The sequence below is a fragment of the Chromobacterium subtsugae genome, from assembly GCF_035919665.1.
Lineage (GTDB): Bacteria > Pseudomonadota > Gammaproteobacteria > Burkholderiales > Chromobacteriaceae > Chromobacterium > Chromobacterium subtsugae.
Genome location: NZ_CP142381.1, coordinates 2,183,594 through 2,202,023, shown reverse-complemented (window position 1 = coordinate 2,202,023; position 18,430 = coordinate 2,183,594). Strand labels below are relative to the sequence as shown.

Below are 18,430 nucleotides of genomic sequence, written 5' to 3'. Positions count from 1 at the left end.
GAAAAGAGAAATTGCAGCCGAACTTATCCCTGAAAATCCCTGGCACAGGGGTATCTGACAGGGTCAGAATTGGAACGGACTGCCATCCATTTGAATTCATCCGCTGGATCCAACCAAGACCACATCCGACTTTCATTTTGCTACACGATGAACTTCATTTCATTCTGCAGCCCCCACCCCGGCATTGCTAAGCGGTGCTTTCTTTACAAATCCAGCGCCAATCTCAGCGATTACCTTGATAAGCTTTCAGAGCCTCAAGCCCGCTGCGTTCGGCGCGCACCTGAGCCAAAGTGCCAAATGCCTTGCTGCTTTCCATCAGGCTTTGCGTGTCGGCCAGCAAGTCAAACCGCTCTGCTTGCGGCGCGCCCTGCTGCTCATTGAGCAGCCGGATATAAATCGTCGGCATCAGGTTCTGGAACTCTTCCGAACTCAATTTTCCGGTATTGGCCAAACCCGACAGCACATCATAAGCCTCCTCCGTGGTGACGCTTTTCAGATTGAGCTGCGCCGGGGGATTGGCTTGAGCGGGTAAGAAGCGAGTAGACTTTGCCGCATCCAGCTGTTGAGAAAAGCTGGCCGCCTGCCCAACCTCAAGCGAAGCTCGCATCACAGTGGTTCGGTGCCCTGATGTCGCAAATATCAGCATTTTCCCTCCGTCACGAGTGCGGATTAATAGTGTTTCTAATCTCGTCTGCAAACATGGCACAGCGCGCAACTGGGCGGAGCTGCATGACTCCCCGAGTCGTCAGCTGGAAACTCCCCGGCAACGTTGCCACGGCCCCGCCAACCTGGCCCGGCAACGGGCCAGGCAAAGCCACGGATGCTTCAATGATGCCCGCTGGTCGGATTGCCCTTTTCGTCCGGCAGCGCGATGCGCACGTTCTGCATCATGCCCTGGTCCTCATGGTCCAGGATGTGGCAGTGCAGGACGAAATCGCCGATGTAGCGCTCGTAGCGGGTGCGCACGATGAAGGTGTACTTGCCCGTATCCTTGTTCAGACTGGAATTAGGATCGCCGGAGTAGAGGTTCTTGATCCACAAGGTATCCTTCCACATCCCCTTCATGCCGCGGTACTGCTCATCGTCCTCATCCGCGCCCGGCACCCCTTGGGGGCCGCTGACATCCCTGCCTTTGTTATCCAGAATTTTGACTATCTGGAACGGATTGACGTGGATATGAAAAGGGTGGCTGACAAAATCGGATGTCAGCGTCCATTCATCCACGCCTCCAAGCGGCAATACGCGATCCATCCGCGATCCATCGTAAGGTTTGCCGTCTACTTGATAAAACGACGCCCCCGGCACCGAAGTGGTATCGATATTGAACGCCAGCCTCTGGCGACCGGTCACCTCATTCGCCAGGATATCCGCGTGGGGCACGAAGCGGGTCAGCTTTATGTCCCGCTCCAGATCCGCCACAACCAGCTTAGCTACCGCGCTCGGATAGTTTCTGCGCGCCGCCTTGATCAACTGCGCTTTCACATGGCGCTCAATCGCGGCGGGCGAGCCATCCATATTGCCTGCGGCAGCCGGCTTGACATGAACGATGCCCAGCAAACGCGTATAGGGCGTCACCCGGTCCACGTTGGAACTTTGCACTCGGTTGATCAGACAGTAATCCCCCGACTTCGGGAAAACCATCAACGCATCCCAACGATAGCCTGGCTGGAAAACCACCCGCGTTTTCTGCATCGCCTGCCCTAAAGTGAGGCCATCCGCCGCCACCAGGGTGAGCGGCAGCGGATCGCCCGTGCACTCTTGCGCGACATAGTCCTGGCTCTTCTCCGCCGTCAGGCCGACAAGCGTCCTGGCCGGATGCGGCCGGCGCAGGCGGAGCTCCAGCGCGATGGTATCGCGCACTCCGCCATGGATCATGCGCCAGCGCTGCACCTGGCCCACGGCGGCATCCGGCAGTTTCCCCATGACCATGCCATTGATGCTGGTATAACGGCCGGACTTTTCCCACCTGCCCGGACCGAATAAATCATAGCCGTCGATTTTGCCGACATCGCCGGCATCGCATCGATAACGCTCGTCCGGATAGGTTTTGACCTTGCCGTCTTGATCGCGGCACGCGTACTGGATTTGCTGGAACACCAGCGTGCGTTCCTGGAACGCCCCACCCTTGACAGGCTTCAACAGGGTATCCAGATCGCCGTGGCCATTTTCGCCCCCGCCGGCCTGAGGCTGCCTATCGCCGCGGATGATCAAGGCGCCGGCCATGCCGCTGGAGACCTGCAGCGCGGTAGAACCATGCACATGCGTGTGATACCAGTAAGTGCCCGCCGGGTGCTCCTGCGGGATGTTGTATTCGTACTGAAAGGCAACGCCAGGTTGAATGTTGATCATCACGTTGTCGCTGTTGCCTGCCGGGTTCACCCACAAGCCGTGCGTGTGCAGATTGCTGCCGTTGAAGCAGTGCGGCGTGTTGGCGCTGCCGCCTTGCGATACGCAGCTGGGATCGTCCGGCAGATTGTTATGCAACGTGACCCGCACCGTCTGGCCCGGTCTGGCTTCAATCCTGGGCGCGACAAACTGCAGCGTCTCGGCTGCGTCGTTGCGCTGCGGGCAGCTTTTCTTATCCGGATCGCACCACTGGCGATAGCCGCGCAATCTCACATGGTCCTCGCCTTGCTCCGCCGACGGATTGCGCATGACGCCGTCCAGATAGCGGATTTCCAAGTCCATATTGACCGTTTGCCGCGGCCGGGACGGCCGATCGGGCTGAACTGGCAGCGCCATGAAGTTTTGCAATTGCAAAGGCCCATGCTTGGGCTTGGCCGCCGCCTCGCTGGTGGGCGACAACAAGGGCGGCTGCGAGGGTATCGCCGGCAATTCCTCCGCCGCCGCGCATGCTCCCCAGCTTAACAACGCCGCGCCTTGCGCCGCGGCAAACAGCCGGGCGAAGGCCGGCTTGAACCCTTGATATCGCATTCACATCTCCTTGGCTGATATCGGCGAAGCCTTGCATAGCGCTATCCGTCGTTCATCGATTGACTCGCCATGAAGTTCGCCGCCATTCGTAATGAGCAGCAAATTCACTCATAACAATGCGCCAAAAGAAATGCCAAAAGCATTACACCCCTATCCCTTAGGACAGGTCATCAGCGGCGAGAACACGCGCATTGCCCAGTAGAAGCGCCCGTCAAGCAAGGCTGGCGGGAGGATAGCTCAATTGCAACACTGAAAAGTATTTAAATTTCATATTGCATATTCAATGCCAAAACTCTACAACGCATCTGCAATATTTGTTTTCCATAACTTAAACAAAACAAAGGAAATGAGATGACGTATGAGCGCAAGAGCGTGATGCAATTGGACGGCGTCTGGAACGACACCATGCTGTGGTATGCCAAAGCCGTCCGCGAGATGATGCGCCGCCCCATCACCAACCCTACCAGTTGGCGCTTCCAGGCTGCCATGCATGGGTTCGACCGCGCCTCCTGGGAAGACGCCGGCTATCTGGAGCCCGATGAAAAGCTTCCGCACCAGACCCATTGGAACCAGTGCCAACATCAAACCTGGTATTTCCTGCCCTGGCATCGCGGCTACATCGCGGCCTTTGAAGCCATCGTCCGCGATGCCATCGTCAAGCTAGGGGGGCCGACCGACTGGGCGCTGCCGTACTGGAACTACAGCGACGACGACAACGATTTCACACGGATGCTGCCGCAGTGTTTCAGCGAGCGCACGCTGCCGGATGGGGCGCCCAATCCGCTTTGGGTAGAGCGCCGGTACGGAGAATATACCGTTGAGGGACGCATCGTTCTGCGCCGCGACCTGGTGAATCTGCAAGCCTTGGATGACGCGATGTTCACCAGCCCCAGGGGAAAAGAGTCTGTGCTCAGCGGATTCGGCGGACCGTGCTCCAAATTCCGCCATAGCCGGCGCGGCTGGAGCGGCGGGCTGGAAAACAAGCCTCACAACGGAGTGCACAACGCCATCGGCGGCACCAACCCCGCCAATAACCATATCGCCGGTTTGATGAGTTCCCCCATCACCGCGGCCCTGGACCCCGTATTCTGGATCCACCATGCGAACATCGACCGCTTATGGCAAGTCTGGCTGGACATGAAAGACCGCGGCCACCATAACCCCGAAGACGACAACTGGCTGTATGGCCCGCCGCAAAAATCCGATCATAAAACCTTCGTGATGTACCAGCCGGATGGCAGCCACTATCTGTTCGCCCCCCATGACATGGTCGACCTGGCATCGCCCCGCCTGGACTACACCTACCAGAAATCCCACGATCCCATTCCCCCGGACAGGCTGCAGCGGCGCAGCAAGCAGTTGCGCGTCCGCGCAAGCCAGCTTGAATCGACCCAAGCAAACGCAGCGGCGTCGGTCGAATTGCTGGGCGCCAGCCAAACGGAACTGCAGTTGTCCGGGCAATCGCACCAGGCTACCGTCCGGATCGACCCGCCAAGCCATGCCAAAATGGCGCAATCCTACTTGGCTTTGGAGCAAGTTTCTGGACAAGCGTTGACGCAAGACGAGCCTGACCGCGCCTTCCTGCGACTGGATGGCATCCGCACCCGGCGCAGCGATGTATTGCTGCGTGTCTTCCTCGAGCATCCGGTCGACGGCAGCCATCTGCAAGTCGGCGTGTTCTCGTTGTTCGGCGCCAATGCCGCGGCTCACGACGCGGCTGACCACGACGATGACGGGGTCAGCGAAGTTTTCGAAATCACCGACGCCATCGATCAATGGCATCTGGACGGCCATGCCGACCTGGCAGAGCTGCGCGTGCATATCGAAAGCAACCGCCCGCTGTCCGCCGCGGAAGATGTCCGCATCGAACACATCCGGCTCTACCGGCTGGGCGGCAATTGATGGCAAGAATGCTGCCGGACTCTCTGTTCCGCCTGCCCTGGCCGGCTCGGCTGGCCATGGCGGCCGGCTGGCTGGGGCTGCTGTGGAGGCCGAGCGGCATGGCGGACCCCGGCTTGTGCTTTTCCAGCCCAAGCCCCGGCGCGGGCTGGCTCAGCCTGCGCGCCGCCTGGGAATTCAACTCCGCCACCGCGCTGGCGGCATCCTGGCTTTGCATGCTGTTGGCCATGATGCCGCCCTTGCTCGGCGATGCCATGGATTGGCTGAAAAGCCGGACGCTGTCCCGCCACCTCCAGCCAGCCCACGCCGTTTTTCTATCCGCCTATCTCGCCGCATGGATGGCGGCCGGCGCGGCGATCTGCGCATTGGCGATGTTGTTGCAAGCCTTTTCTCCCGCCGGTGGCCCGCTTTTCCTTGCAGCTGCGGCGACACTGGCATGGCAGGCGTCGCCAGCCAAACGTCTCAGTCTGGCCCAATGCCACCGCCCGCCGCCACTCGCCACTTTCGGCATCCGCGCGTATGCCAGTTGGACGCACTATGGCTTCCGCCATGGATTTTGGTGCGTGGCTTCGTGTTGGCCGTGGATGCTGTTGCCCATGACCCACGCCTACCTCCACTGGCCGTTGATGCTGTTCGCCGCGCTTTTTGTCTGGCGCGAAAGGCTGGCTCCGCTCCCCGCGCCAGGCTGGCGCTGGCCACTGGCGTTAAGGCCGCGCCGCGCCGCCGCCATTCCGCGCCTGAGTCAGCTGCAGCCGCCCGATCCGAAACCCTTTCCTCGGGAAGATCAGCGGATGTCGCCTCCGCGCCCCGCCCTGCGTTAGTATGCCGAGGTATCGCCGCGCGGCGGGCGTCCGCCGCGCGCATCCATCCAGGAGGAGCAAACGATGAGCCTCTTCTCCGCTTCGCGCGAAATCACCGCCGGCGTGGACCAGGTATTCGCCGCCATCAGCGCGCCGGAACGGCTGGCGCGCTGGTGGGGCCCGGACGGGTTCAGCAACCGTTTCGAGACATGCGACTTCCGGCCCGGCGGCCGCTGGGTTTTCACCATGCACGGCCCGGACGGCAAGCATTACCCCAATGAAAACGTGTTCGTGGAAATCGATGCGCCGCGCAAAGTGGTGGTGGAGCACGTCGGCCAGCCGAAATACCGGCTGACGCTGACCCTGACGCCCACGCCGGCCGGCACGCGGGTGAACTGGGCGCAGCAGTTTGAAAGCGCGGAGCTGGCCGAACGCATGGCGCCCATCGTCATCCCCGCCAACGAGCAAAACCTGGACCGGCTCCAGGCCGAAGTTCTGCGTTCCTGATCCCCCTCACCCCCGCCATAGGAAACCGATATGAAGCTCATCGCCCGCGCCCTTGTTCCTTCCCTGCTCCTGGCCGCCCTTGCCGGCTCCGCCCAGGCCGCGCCATTGCAGGCCATAGACGGCACCGCCAGCGGCAAGGTGCAAAAAGTGGGCTTTCGCGCGATGATCCTCAAGCAGGCCATCCAAGACAATCTGGCCGGCAGCGCGAAAAACACCGATGCCGGCACCGTCCTGTTCAGCCTGCAAGGCAAGGACAGCCGGCTGCAGGACGCGCTGAAACGCATAGCGCAAGGCACGGCCAAATCGGCGGATGTGAAGATTGCGACCAGCGCCGGCAAGCCCGTTGCAGACTTGCGCACCTTCACCGTGGTGGGCTGGACCTCCACCAGCCACGGCATCAGCAAGCCCTACAACCTGGTGTTCACGCTGCGCGACGACGACAAGAAAGTGTCGAAAAAAGAAGCGAAGCGCGAGTTCTGCCATATTCTGCAAACCACGCTGGACCCGCATGACTGGCAAAAAGCCGAAGCCGGCTGCCAGGGCAAGTAAGCGGATGCGCCTCCGCTATCTGAACACTTCGGCCCCCGGCCTGCGGGCAAACGGAACGCCTCGGCGCACGAAAGTCGCGCCATGAGGATGCCCCGCCGCCGCTGGATCCGCATCGCCGCGCTGCTGGTCTTGATCTGGCTGGGTTGGCAGGTGGCGCAGCGGCTGGTGATCCTACAGCCCTCGCGGCAGGTAAGCGTCACCCCGCTCAACTACGGCGTGCCGTTCAGCGAAAGCTGGCTGGACGCGCCAGCCGGCGGCGCCACCCGCGCCGGCCGGGTGCATGTCTGGTGGCTGCCCGCTCCCAGCGCCGCGGCGCCGGCGGTGCTGTATCTGCATGGCAATGAAAGCACGCTGTCCACCGACATCGGGCTGATCCTCAGCCTGCGCCAGGCCGGCTTCGCGGTGATGGCGATAGACTACCGCGGCTACGGCCAGGGCGCGCTGCGCCTGCCCAGCGAAACCTCGGTCTATATCGACGCCCGGCTGGCCTGGGCCCACTTCCTGTCGCAAACGCCGCAGGCCTCGCGCCGCCTGCTGTACGGCCATTCTATGGGCAGCGCCATCGCGATAGAACTGGCGCGCAAAGCGCCGCGCCTGGATGCGCTGGTGGTAGACGGCGCCTTCACCTCCGCCGCCGACGTCGCCCGCTACATGACCTCCGACTGGCTGCCGTTCTCCCGCCTGCTGCGCCAGCAGTTTCTATCCCAAGACAAGATAGAAGAACTGAAAATGCCGCAGTTGTTCATCCACTGCACGGCGGACGAGGTCATTCCGGTGGCGCTGGGCATGCGCCTGTACGGCCTGAGCACCGCGCCCAAGCGGCAGCTGCTGATCGAGGGCGGCGACCACGACCATTGCTACCGCGCCGCGCCCGAACCCTGGCGCAAGGCGCTGCGGCAAATCGGCGGGCTGGAGGCGGGCTGAACTCGCTCTCCAGCAGCCGGCGGCAAGCCACCGCGCACCTTGGCCTGCGACCCGCCGAACGTGACCATCCACTGGCAGGAATTGACAGCTTAATGTCATTCCTGTCTGATTCTCCGGCATCGATAATGCAAATGTTATCGATCCGGAGAATCCGACATGTCCACTCCCGCCCCCCGTTCCGGCCTCGGCGCATGGGTTGCCGCCCTTGCCCTGCTAGGCGGCTGCGCGTCCGCGCCGCAGGCTTCAAACGGTTTCGCCGACGCGGACGGCAAGCTGCCGTCCTATCAGCCCCGCCCTGGACATGAGCGGCCGCTGATCGCGGTTTTCGGCGAAAACAGCGGCACGGAACTCAGCGATTTCACGGTGCCTTACGGCGTGCTGTCCGAATCCGGCGCCGCCGACGTGGTGGCGGTATCCACGCGGCCGGGGCCGATCGCCACCTTCACCGACATGGGCAAGCCCGGTTTCCGCATCTTGGGGCAGGCGACGCTGGCGGCATTCGACGCCAGCCATCCGGACGGCGCCGACTACGTCATCGTCCCGGCCCTGCGCGAAACGCCGGAAGCGCTCAGTTGGCTGGCGCTCCAGGCCGGCAAGGGCGCAACTCTGGTCAGCATCTGCAACGGCGGCATGGTCGTGGCCGATACCGGCCTGATGGCCGGCAGGCGCGCCACCGCGCATTGGTCCACCGAGGCGCACCGGCTGGAGCATCACGCCGCCGTGCGCTGGGTGAGAAACGCGCGCTATGTGGCCGACGGCAACTGGATTTCGACCGCCGGCGTCAGCGCCGCCCTGCCCGCCTCGCTGGCGCTGGTGGAAGCCATCGCCGGAACGGAGCGCGCGCAGGCCCTGGCGCGCCAGCTGGGAAGCGGCGGCTGGAGCGCCAGGCACGACAGCGACGCGTTCCATCCCCAGCCCGGCGTGAATCTGCTGCCGCTGGCCCAGGTGGCCTATCTCAATCGCTGGCTGCACGCGGGCGATGCCTACGCCCTGCCCGCCGCCGACGGCGCGGACGAAACCACCCTGGCGCTGACGCTGGACGCGTATTCGTCCACCGGCCGCAGCCGCGCCTACCTGACGGCGGCGGCCGGCGCGCCGCTGCGCACGCGGCATGGCCTCTTCGTTTTGCCCGACCGCGTCCAGGGCGCGGCCGACGCTCCCGCCAGCGCCCTGCCCGCCATCGACGGACTGCCGCCGGGCCAGGCGCTGGACCGGGCGCTGGACGGCATCGCCGCGCGCTATGGCCGCGCCACCGCGCGCGGCGTCGCGCTGGTATTCGAGTACCCCGACTTTCAGGAGTGAGCTGCCAACCATGATCCATCCGCCCGCCTCTTTGCGCGTTGTCGTGCTGGCGCACGACGATATGAATCTGCTCGATCTGACCGGGCCGGTGCAAACGCTGTTCACCGCCAGCCGGCGCCGCGGCGACGGCCCGCCCTTGTACGAGGTGATAACCGCTTCCGAGAATGGCGGCCTGATCGCCACCAGCTCCGGCCTCCAGGTGATGACGACGGCGCTGGCCGCGCTGGACGGCATGCCTATCGACACCTTGATCGCGCCCGGCGGCTGCAAGGGCCGGGAATACCGGGCGTCTCCCGGGCTGGTCGAATGGGTGCGCCTGCGCGCCGGCTCGGCGCGGCGGCTGTGCTCGGTGTGCACCGGCGCCTTTTTGCTCGCCGAAGCGGGCTTGCTGGACGGGCGGCGGGTGGCCACGCATTGGGAATGGGCCGGACGCCTGCAGGAGCGGCATCCGGCGCTGCGCGTCGATCCGGACAAGATCTTCATCCGCGACGGCTCGGTCTGGACCTCGGCCGGGGTGACGGCCGGCATCGACCTGACGCTGGCCTTGATAGAAGAGGACTACGGCCACCAGGCGGCGATAGAGACCGCGCGCCAACTAGTGATGTTCATCAAGCGTTCCGGCGGCCAGTCGCAGTTCAGCGCGCCCTTCGCGGCCCAGGCGGCCGCCTGCGGCCGTTTCGCCGAACTGCACGCCTGGGTGGCGGCCAATCTTGCCGCGGACTTGCGGGTGGAACGCCTGGCCGCGGCCGCCGGCATGTCGCCGCGCACCTTCGCCCGCGTCTACGCCGCCCAAACCGGGCAGACGCCGGCCAAGATGGTGGAGGCCATCCGCCTGGAAGCCGCCTGCCGCTCCCTGGAGGAAACCGCCTTGCCGCTCAAACGCGTCGCCGCGCTGAGCGGCCATGTGGACGAACAGAACCTGCGGCGAGTGCTGTTGCGGCGGCTGGGCATCACGCCCAGCCAGTACCGCAGCCGCTTTTCCGCCCACGGCGCCCCCGCCCCGGCCGGCGACGCGCCCTGAGTCGCCAACCGGGGCGCCGCGCGCTCAGTAGGTGTAAAACCCCTTGCCGGACTTGCGGCCCAGATGGCCGGCGTCCACCATGCTCCGCATCAACGGGCATACCCGGTATTTCGAATCCTGGAATACCTGGTAGAGCACATCCAGCGAGTTCACCACCGTGTCGACGCCGATCAGATCGGCGGTTTCCAGCGGACCCATCTTGTGGCCGAAGCACTCCTTGAAAATGGCGTCCACATCGGCCGGACGGGCGATGCCGTCCTGGATGGAAAACGCCGCCTCGTTCATGAACAGATGGGAAATCCGGTTGGAGACGAAACCGGGGCCGTCCTTCACCACCACTGATTTCTTGCCCAGCAGCGCCAGCATTTCCAGGCAGCGGTCCCGGGTTTGCTCGGTGGTGTTGAGGCCGACGATGACCTCGACGGTGTGCTTCATGTAAACCGGGTTCATGAAGTGCACGCCTATCACCTGCTCCGGCGTCTTGTGGAAGGAGCCCAGCTTGGTGATGGGAATGCAGGAGGTGTTGGCGGCCAGCACCGCGTGGGGCGCGATGAAATCGGCCATGCGCTGGTACAGCGCCTGCTTCAGTTCGATGTTCTCCGGGATGTTTTCCACCACGAAGTCGCAGCCGGACAACGCCTCCAGTTCCGTCGACCAGGTGATGGCGGCCAGGATGTCATCCGGCTTCCGGCCCTTGGCCAGCGGGCTGAACAGGGGCGCGTAGCCGGCGGTTTCCCGCACCCGGGCCTGGCTCTGCTCGCAAGATGGCAAGTCTTTCTCTATCACCACCACGTCCTGGCCGCGCAGCGCGCAATCGAAAGCCAGGCTGGAGCCGATGTTGCCGCCGCCGACCACGGCCACTTTAAGCTTTGTCATAATCATGTCCTTATTGCTGTGTTTGAGAAGCGTGCGCAACGGCCGCTCATTCGGCGGCATCGGGGGAAATCACTTCCCACTTGCCGAACAGGCGCAAACCGGCCGCCTTGGCCAGCGCGACGGAAGCCTGGTTGTCCAGCTGGCAACGGTACTGCGGCTCATGGCCCTGCTCGCAAGCGTGCCGGCTGATGGCGCGCACCACTGCGCGGGCATGGCCGCGCGAGCGGAACGGCGGCAGCGTCAGCACGCCCAGATCGGCGACGCGGGCATTGCTCCACGGATACATGCTGGCGGCGCAGGTCAGCCGGCCTTGTTCGATGGCGCCGAACACCGCCCAGTGATCCAGCTCCACATAGGCGTCGTCCAGATCCTGCTCCGACGCGGATGCCTGGAACTCGGCAAACGCCGCTTCGTCCCGCTCCGTCAGCCGGCGCACCTCAAGCGCCGGGGCGTCATCGGCCAGCGCGGCCTTGTCCGCTTGCGGAAAATAGAAGATGTAATCCGCGCCGTGCAAAGCCAGGCCGGCATCGCGCAAGATGCGGCGCAGCTGCGGCTCGGACAACTGGGGCTGGCTGCGCAAGGCCAGCCTGTCGGCCAGCGCCGGCGTCATGACCGCCATCACGCGGCCTTCGGCGGTTTCCAGCACCATCAGCCGGCGATCCTCGCTCAGGCCCGGATGGATCGCGACCGTGAAGTCGCCGTTGCGGCACAGCACTTCGCCGCCCAGAAAGGTTGTCAGCCAAAAATCGGCAATCGCTGGTGAAAATTCAGACATGTTTCTTTACTCGACTGGGTTATAGCCTGCGAGCGCGGGGGAATGCCGCTCGGCCGAATCGCCCGCCGGCGGATATTCCGCCAGTTCCCGGGCCCGTTCTTCAATCCACGGAATCACTTCCTCGCTGGCGAACAGGTAAAAGTGTCCGCCAGCGAAAATCTTTTGCCGCGCCGGCGCCGCAAACGCCCCGCGCCATCCGGCCAGGCGGGCCAGCGGCACGCGGCTGTCGGCGTCGCCGCCGGCCAGGTGAGCGTCGACATCCAGCGCCGGCTTGGGCAGGCGGGACAGGCTCGCCAGCAGCGCCAGGTCGTTGCGCATCACGCCTATCACATACTTTCTCATTTCGGGGTCGGCCAATACCTCCGGCGGCGTACCTTCGTATTGCTCCAGCAGTTGCAGAATGTCGGCGTCCGACAGCGCCTCGCCCGGCTGCGCGGCCATACTGTCCGGATCGACAAAGCCGCGGGCGGAAAGAACCAGCCCAAGCTTCAGCCGCGGCGCGCGCCGCCGCAGCCGGTGCGCCAGCTGATAGGCAAGCTCGCCGCCCAGGCTGTGGCCGAACAGCAGCAGCGGCTTGCGCCGTCCCAGCTGCAGCCGCTCGATCGCGGCGAGCGCCTCCTCCAGCGTCCGCTCGGCATCCGCCTGGAACGGTTCCATGAAGCGCCCGCCTCTGCCCGCCAATTCCAGGCAGAACGCCTCTATCGATCCGGACAACTGCTGCGCCAGTTGCAAGTAGGGATAGCTGGAGCCGCCGGCGTGATGCAGGAACAGCAATTGCACCGCCGCGTCGGGCCGGCTCCGGGCCAAGGACAATATGGCGTCAGACAAGATGAGGCTCCCTGCTGGCGGCGCGCGGCGTGGCGCCGCGATACACGCGCTCGAACGCCGGCGCCGCGGAGATGGGCGCGCCGGCGATCCAGCCCGGGCCGCGTTCGCTCTTGAAGCGCAGGTAGTCCGGATATTCCGCATCGGTGACGAAGTTGTACGTCAGCGAAATGCTGGGCGACAGCGTATGCACCTCATGCGTCAGCCCCTTGGGAATCAGCATGATCTCGCCCGGCCCCAGGTCGAAGCGCCAGATCCGGTCCGCCTGGCCGCCCAGGCCGCGCCCGGCGGCGGACGGCGCGCGAGTGGCGCGGCCCTCGGCCGCGCTGCGGGCCGCGTCCTCCAGCGATGCGGAAAAAATCCAGCCGGCCTTATAGCCCGCCGCCTGGCACAACACCGCGTTGCTGCGCATGCCGTCCACATGCAGCCGGGTGCACGCGCCCGGCGCGGAGAAATACAGCCCCCAGTCCTGGCACATCCGCAGATTCGGCTGCAACTCCCCCGCCTGCACCCAGGGAATCCGGTAGCCGCCGGCCGGCAGGAAATAAGGCCTGCGCCAATGGTCGCGGATGCGCTGGAACGCCAGAAAGCTGAACGAGCGGGTGCGCACCAGGTGGCCGAAGCCCCAGGTGAACAGCAGGTGCTTGAAAAACGAATCATAGGTGTAGCGCAGGTAATCCAGGTCGCGCCCCGCCTCGCCCAATTCCACGGCCGGCAGCGAGGCGATGCCGCGCAGATAGGCGCGCAGTTCCACCTCGCTCCTGGGCTTGAAGCCGGCGTCCTGCAGCCGCACCGGCATATCGCCGAACTCGCGGCAGAAGTAGTCGAAGCCCCAGATATCCCGCGCCGGCCAATCGCGCAAGCCGTCGCTGACGATGACCGGCTCGCTGGGCATCAGGTAGCGCTCGGCGAAGTCGGCGGCGGAAATATCCGCCACCCGCGCCACATCGCGGTAGTCGGCCGCCCGCAAGCGCTCCGCCGCGTCGCCGTGCGCCGGCTGCGCCGGCCACTTGCGGCGGTAGATGCTCGCCTCTTCGTAGGCCCATTGCCCGACATCGCCCAGCGCATTCCATGCATTGCCGAAAAAACCCATTTTCCGCCCCTTCTCAAAAATCGAATTCCAGATCCACGTCGCGCTGATCCGCCTGGCTGGACGCCCCCGCGACCGCTGGCGCGTCCAGGCCCGGCAGCAGGCTGCCCACTTCCGCCTCGGGATCCGCCAGCACTGCGTCTATCAAGCCGAAGTAGTAATCGAACAAAGCGGCGATGGTGGACTCAGCGAACAGGCGCTCGCGGTACTGGATCGTGCAATCGAAAGCCTCGCCGGTTTCGGACACCTCTACCGCCAGATCGAATTTGGCGGTGTCCGACGCCAGCTCCAGCCGGACGAAATCGCCGCCGCTCTCTTCGGCGCCGTTCAGGCTGAAAGGCAGATAGCCGAACACCACGTCGAACAGCGGATGCCTGCCCTGGCGCCCCTGGCAGTAGTCTTCGCCGCTCAAATCATCCAGCAGCGCGCTCATCGGATAGCCTTGGTGCGGCGCGCTCTCCAACCATTGGGCATTCAGATCCAGCAGGTATTCCGCCACCGGGAAATCCGGTTCCGGCTCGATCTTCATCGCCCGCATATTGACCAGATACCCCACCAGCGCCAGCTCCTGCGCCTGCGCCCGCCCGGTCACAGGCACGCCCAGCAGGAAGGATTCGGCATGGGCGATCTTGCTCATCAGCACGCCGAAAGCGCCGAGGAAGAAGCTGAACGTGGAGACGCCCAGCTCGCCGCACAGGCGCTTTACCGCCTCGCTGGCCGGCGCAGACAGGCTGCGGACCCGCGTCGCCCCCTGATGGCCGTCGCGGCTGTCATGCCCATCCAGCGTCGGCAGCGCCAGCGGCGCCGGCAAGGGCAGCAGATTGCCCAGCCAGTAGGCCTTGTCCTTGCGCGTCTGCTCCGCGTTTTCCGCGCTCTGCCGCTGGCGGCGGTAGGCGGCGAAACTGTATTCCGGCGCCGGCAGGTCGCGCCCGGCGAGCAGGTTTTGGAAGTCGTCGGCCAGGATGCCCAGCGACACCGCGTCGCATACGATGTGATGCACCACGATCAGCACCTGGTGCGGCTGCCCGGCCCCCTTGGCCGCCACCATCATGGCGCGCATCGGCAGTTCCGCGTGCAGATCGAAGGGCTGGCCGGCGAACGCTTCCAGCCGGGCGCGGTCCTCGTCCGTTTCCGCCGCGGCCTCGAACGTCCGCAGCCCCACGCGGGCGTCGAGCTGCGGCAGCATCAGCAGATCGGCGCCCCGCCGCTCGAACAGGCACTTCAGCACCGGGTGCCTGTCGGCCACCCGCTCGATGGCGTCGGCGATGGCGTCCGCGCCGTATGCGCCCGGACACTGGAACGCCACCGGCATGTTGTAGCTGGCGTCGCGGAACGTGGTCTGGTGGATGTACAGCAGCTCCTGGTCGGCGCTGGCGACAATCGGCGCCGCCGGGTCGACCGCCGGCAGCCCGGCATCTTCGGCCGCCGACTCCAGCAGGCATTGGCGTTCGATCTCGCGAATGGTGGGCTGGGCGAAGAAGTCCTGTATCGCGATCCGCTTGCCAAGCTTCTTGTACACTTTCTCCGCCATCACGATGGTCTTCAGGCTATCGCCGCCCAATTCCATGAAACGGTCGTCCGCGCCCACGCCTTCCACGCCGAGAATCCCGCTCCAGATGGCGGCGATGTCGCGCTGCATCGCGGTTTCCGGCGCCAGGTAAGCCGTGGCCAGCGCCTCCGGCCTTGGCTTCAGCCTGACGCCGACGACGGCCGCCTGCTCGCGGCCGCCGGCCGCCGCGCGCCGCCCGCCCCAGGCATACAAGCGCTCAACGAAACGTCCGGCGGAGAAGATCTTCTGGTTTTCGCGGTCGTATTCGCGCAGGCTGCGCTCGAACCAGGCGGGAAATTCGGCGCCGGACAGCGCCTCTTCATTGGCCCCCCAAGCCTGCGCGTCGCCGCGGCCATCCGCGTCGAAATGCACGGTCTCCCAGTTCACCACCACCCAGCGCGGCGCGCCGGGACGGCGGTTCTGCACTTGTCCCCAGCCATCCAGGAACAGATTGGCGGCCGCGTACGGCGCATGGGCGATGCCGCCGAAGAACGCCGACATCGAAGACGTCGCGAAGCAGTAGCGCACCGGCACGGTTTCGAACACCCGCGCCAGCGTCTGCGCCGCCCGGGCCTTCGGGCCCAGCTGCGCCAGGTAGGCGCCGGCGTCCAGTTGCGCCAGCGCGCGGAAGGAATCGCCGTCGGTGACGCCCGCCGCGTGGATCATCGCGAAGATATCGCCCAGGCGGCCGCGGATGGACTGGAACAGGGACAAGGCCTCGGCTTCGGATTCCAGCGCGTACGGGAATACCTCCACCGCCGCCGCGCCGGCCGCTTCCAATTCCCGGCGCAGGCTCAGCATGGCCGGCGAATCGGCCGCTTGCCGGCTGATCAGCGCCAGCTTGCCGCGGAAGCGCCGGGCGATGGCCAGCGCCATCTCCCGGGCCATCCGGCCGCCGGCGCCGCTGATCGCATAGGTCTTGCCGGCGAAGTCGGCCTCGTCCAGCGTTTCGTTCTCTTCCGCATCCGGGCAGCGGAAGTCCTCGGCGAACAGGCCGTCCCCGGTCAAGCGCAGCGGGCCGGACATGGGCGCGCGCAACAAGGCGGCGAGCGCGGCCGGCTCGGGGTCGCGGATGCTCAAAAACGCGCAATCGATGCCGGGGATTTCCTGCGGCGCCACCAGCGCCAGCGACTTCAGCGCCGAGGCGGTCAAGACGTGCTCGGCGGCGGCCTCTCTCGCCTCGGGAACCAGCAGGTAGATATGCGCCGAGGCGAAAGCGGAGAAATCGGCCTCGGCCAGCGCCCTGCCCAGTTCGGCCAGCGCCTGGAGCGACGCCTCCGCGAAGGAGAAGCCGGCGGCGGGAAACGCCAATGTCAGGGACAGCGCCTGCGCCGGGTCCGCCGCGGCCGACAGCCGCGCCAGCGCCGCGCCGAGCTGTTCCGGGCACAGCAGGTTCAAGCTGACGGTTTCCACGCCGCCAGCCGCCGCCTGCGCGGCCAGGCCGTCCAGCGCGGAATCGGCCAGCAGCACCGCGCGGACGGCGGCACCAGCCGCCGGCACTCTCACCGGCTTCCAGAACGGGGTCAGCATCCCCGGCGCGTTTCTCGACGCGTTGCGTCCCTCCGGCGCGGCGATGATGCCGGCGATCTGCGCCCAGGTACGGTCGGCGATGTGCCCGGCGCCATGTTCGTCGCGCGCGAAAACGTAGCCGGGCACGTCCAGCAAGGCGGGGCCGTCGAAACTGCCCAGCAATCCGGCCCCGGCCTCCTTGGTTTTGCCGGACAGCCAGTCGGCGATGGCCTCCCGCTTGCCGGACCAGCCGTCTTCCCGCTCAAACAGCGCCAATGGATCGGCATCGTCGTCCAGGGCCAGGTAGCGCTCGATCGCGCGCATCAGCGCGAAGCGGGAGTCCGCCGCCAGCATCGCCCGGCAAGGCAAGCTGCGGCGCTGCCCCAGCGTGTGGGACAAGGCCCGCAGGTCCAGGCCGGACTGCGACACCAGCCACTGCGACATCGCCTCCAGCTGCCGCCGCAAGGCCGGCCGGTTTCTGGCGGAAAACGGCAACAGGCAAACCTGCTCCGCGCCGTCGCCGCCCGGCGCCGGATGCGCAGGCAGATATTGCTGCAGCACCGCGTGCGCATTGGTGCCGCCGATGCCGAAGCTGCTGACGCCGCCGGTGCGCGGCCGGCCCGCGCGCGCCGGCCAGGGCTGCGCGCGGGTATTGACGTAAAAAGGCGAGCCGTCGAAGTCCAGCTGCGGATTGGGCCGCTGGAAATGCAGGGTCGGCGGGATCACGCCATGGCGGAGCGCCAGCACCATCTTGATGAAGCCGGCGACGCCGGCGGCCGAATCCAGATGGCCGATATTGCTTTTCACCGCGCCCAGCGCGCACTGGTTCGGCGCGCCGCCGCCGCCGAACGCTTGCTGCAGCGCCATGAATTCGATGCTGTCGCCCAGCGCCGTCGCCGTGCCATGGCATTCGATGAAGTCCAGATCGGCGGCCTCGACCTCAGCCACCTCCCAGGCGGCGCGGATCGCCTGCGCCTGCCCCTTGACGCTGGGCGCGGTGTAGCCGACCTTGCGGGCGCCGTCGTTGTTGATCGCCGACCCCTTCAGAATGGCCCAGATCGGGTCGTTGTCGGCGATGGCGTCGCCGGCTCGCCGCAGCACCACCGCGCCGAGGCCGCTGCCGAACACGCTGCCGCTGGCGTCGGCGTCGAAGGCGCGGGTTTTGCCGTCGCGGGAAAACAGCATGCCTTCCTGATAGGTATGGCCGTTCTGCTGCGGCAGGAGCAGGCTGGCGCCGCCGGCGACGGCGAAGTCGCACTCGCCGCACAGCAGGCTCTGCGCCGCCTGATGAATGCTCACCAGGCTGGTGGAGCACGCCGTCTGCAAGGTGAAGCTCGGGCCTTCCAGCCCCAGCTTCCACGAAATCAAGGTGCTCATCGCATCCTTGTTGGACAACTGCGACGCCAGAAAGCCGCCGACATTCTCCACCTGGCCGGACAGCATCGCCTGCATGGTCCATTGCACCGTGCTGCGCGCCCCCAGGAACAGGCCGATATTGCGGCCGCGCCGCTCCGGGTCGACGCCGGCGTTTTCCAGCGCGTGCCAAACGCACTGCAGCATCAGGCGGGTTTGCGGGTCCATCAGCGCCGCTTCCGCCTGGCTGTAGCCGAAGAATTCCGCGTCGAAGCACTGCGCGTCGGGCAGCGCGCCGTTGACCGGCACGAAATCGCGGTTGCGGATCTTGGCCGGGTCGTGCCCGGCTTGCAGCAGCGCCTCCTCGCTGAAGCGGGTGGTGCAATCGATGCCCATCAGCAGATTGCGCCAGTACGCGTCGCAATTTTCCGCGCCGGGAAACCGGCCCGACAAGCCGATGACGGCGATATCCAGATCTTCTCTTATTTCTGCGCTCATGATTTTTTACCTTGTTAAG

The 18,430-nt window shown here is 65.5% G+C and carries 14 protein-coding genes; 7 read left to right on the top strand and 7 right to left on the bottom strand.

The genetic code is table 11. The features are described from left to right. Positions 1–223: 223 nt before the first annotated feature. Positions 224–646, bottom strand: coding sequence for a hypothetical protein (locus tag U6115_RS10785; RefSeq protein ID WP_146008328.1), 423 nt, complete (start codon positions 644–646; stop codon positions 224–226). A gap of 179 nt (positions 647–825) precedes the next feature. Continuing rightward, a complete protein-coding gene (locus U6115_RS10780) occupies positions 826–2,934 on the bottom strand; it encodes a multicopper oxidase family protein (protein WP_052258448.1) in 2,109 nt (702 codons plus the stop codon). 351 nt (positions 2,935–3,285) lie between these two features. Here U6115_RS10780 and U6115_RS10775 point away from each other — a divergent pair, with 351 nt between their 5' ends. The 7 genes from U6115_RS10775 (at position 3,286) to U6115_RS10745 (ending at position 9,936) form a co-directional block, all read left to right on the top strand. Further along, positions 3,286–4,836, top strand: coding sequence for a tyrosinase family protein (locus tag U6115_RS10775; protein WP_043581215.1), 1,551 nt, complete (start codon positions 3,286–3,288; stop codon positions 4,834–4,836). Beyond that, entirely contained in the window at positions 4,836–5,654 is an 819-nt protein-coding gene (locus U6115_RS10770; protein ID WP_052258449.1) for a copper chaperone, read from the top strand. Before U6115_RS10775 ends, U6115_RS10770 begins: the two co-directional genes overlap by 1 nt. Positions 5,655–5,717: 63 nt before the next feature. Next, the gene (locus U6115_RS10765) at positions 5,718–6,140 is read left to right on the top strand and encodes an SRPBCC domain-containing protein (protein ID WP_047243948.1); all 423 of its coding nucleotides are present in this window, start codon (positions 5,718–5,720) and stop codon (positions 6,138–6,140) included. A 30-nt stretch (positions 6,141–6,170) separates the two neighbouring features. Continuing rightward, entirely contained in the window at positions 6,171–6,689 is a 519-nt protein-coding gene (locus U6115_RS10760) for an acylphosphatase (protein ID WP_043581219.1), read from the top strand. An 81-nt stretch (positions 6,690–6,770) separates the two neighbouring features. Further along, on the top strand, positions 6,771–7,613 hold the full coding sequence (locus U6115_RS10755; RefSeq protein WP_080770369.1) for an alpha/beta hydrolase: 843 nt from the start codon (positions 6,771–6,773) through the stop codon (positions 7,611–7,613). Positions 7,614–7,769: 156 nt separating this feature from the next. Then, the gene (locus U6115_RS10750; RefSeq protein WP_162837614.1) at positions 7,770–8,915 is read left to right on the top strand and encodes a DJ-1/PfpI family protein; all 1,146 of its coding nucleotides are present in this window, start codon (positions 7,770–7,772) and stop codon (positions 8,913–8,915) included. 10 nt (positions 8,916–8,925) lie between these two features. Further along, a complete protein-coding gene (locus U6115_RS10745) occupies positions 8,926–9,936 on the top strand; it encodes a GlxA family transcriptional regulator (protein WP_043581221.1) in 1,011 nt (336 codons plus the stop codon). Positions 9,937–9,960: 24 nt separating this feature from the next. Here the strand turns inward: U6115_RS10745 and U6115_RS10740 are convergent, their stop codons facing one another. The 5 genes from U6115_RS10740 to U6115_RS10720 are packed head-to-tail and all read right to left on the bottom strand — an operon-like array spanning position 9,961 to position 18,411. Then, a complete protein-coding gene (locus tag U6115_RS10740) occupies positions 9,961–10,812 on the bottom strand; it encodes a 3-hydroxyacyl-CoA dehydrogenase family protein (RefSeq protein ID WP_043581238.1) in 852 nt (283 codons plus the stop codon). 46 nt (positions 10,813–10,858) lie between these two features. After that, on the bottom strand, positions 10,859–11,587 hold the full coding sequence (locus U6115_RS10735; RefSeq protein WP_043581223.1) for a GNAT family N-acetyltransferase: 729 nt from the start codon (positions 11,585–11,587) through the stop codon (positions 10,859–10,861). 6 nt (positions 11,588–11,593) lie between these two features. Further along, complete coding sequence (locus U6115_RS10730) at positions 11,594–12,415, bottom strand: thioesterase II family protein (RefSeq protein WP_053006684.1); 822 nt, start codon at positions 12,413–12,415, stop codon at positions 11,594–11,596. Next, a complete protein-coding gene (locus tag U6115_RS10725) occupies positions 12,408–13,505 on the bottom strand; it encodes a cupin domain-containing protein (RefSeq protein WP_052258452.1) in 1,098 nt (365 codons plus the stop codon). The genes U6115_RS10730 and U6115_RS10725 overlap by 8 nt, the downstream gene beginning before the upstream one ends. A 13-nt stretch (positions 13,506–13,518) precedes the next feature. Then, positions 13,519–18,411, bottom strand: coding sequence for a beta-ketoacyl synthase N-terminal-like domain-containing protein (locus U6115_RS10720; protein WP_043581225.1), 4,893 nt, complete (start codon positions 18,409–18,411; stop codon positions 13,519–13,521). Positions 18,412–18,430: the final 19 nt, after the last annotated feature.

Bases quoted from the DNA above. Each gene is read 5' to 3' on its own strand.
- U6115_RS10740 (WP_043581238.1), bottom strand. From the start codon at position 10,812: ATGACAAAGCTTAAAGTGGCCGTGGTCGGCGGCGGCAACATCGGCTCC.
- U6115_RS10770 (WP_052258449.1), top strand. From the start codon at position 4,836: ATGGCAAGAATGCTGCCGGACTCTCTGTTCCGCCTGCCCTGGCCGGCT.
- U6115_RS10735 (WP_043581223.1), bottom strand. From the start codon at position 11,587: ATGTCTGAATTTTCACCAGCGATTGCCGATTTTTGGCTGACAACCTTT.
- U6115_RS10720 (WP_043581225.1), bottom strand. From the start codon at position 18,411: ATGAGCGCAGAAATAAGAGAAGATCTGGATATCGCCGTCATCGGCTTG.
- U6115_RS10780 (WP_052258448.1), bottom strand. From the start codon at position 2,934: ATGCGATATCAAGGGTTCAAGCCGGCCTTCGCCCGGCTGTTTGCCGCG.
- U6115_RS10760 (WP_043581219.1), top strand. From the start codon at position 6,171: ATGAAGCTCATCGCCCGCGCCCTTGTTCCTTCCCTGCTCCTGGCCGCC.
- U6115_RS10750 (WP_162837614.1), top strand. From the start codon at position 7,770: ATGTCCACTCCCGCCCCCCGTTCCGGCCTCGGCGCATGGGTTGCCGCC.
- U6115_RS10785 (WP_146008328.1), bottom strand. From the start codon at position 646: ATGCTGATATTTGCGACATCAGGGCACCGAACCACTGTGATGCGAGCT.
- U6115_RS10775 (WP_043581215.1), top strand. From the start codon at position 3,286: ATGACGTATGAGCGCAAGAGCGTGATGCAATTGGACGGCGTCTGGAAC.
- U6115_RS10725 (WP_052258452.1), bottom strand. From the start codon at position 13,505: ATGGGTTTTTTCGGCAATGCATGGAATGCGCTGGGCGATGTCGGGCAA.
- U6115_RS10755 (WP_080770369.1), top strand. From the start codon at position 6,771: ATGAGGATGCCCCGCCGCCGCTGGATCCGCATCGCCGCGCTGCTGGTC.
- U6115_RS10745 (WP_043581221.1), top strand. From the start codon at position 8,926: ATGATCCATCCGCCCGCCTCTTTGCGCGTTGTCGTGCTGGCGCACGAC.
- U6115_RS10765 (WP_047243948.1), top strand. From the start codon at position 5,718: ATGAGCCTCTTCTCCGCTTCGCGCGAAATCACCGCCGGCGTGGACCAG.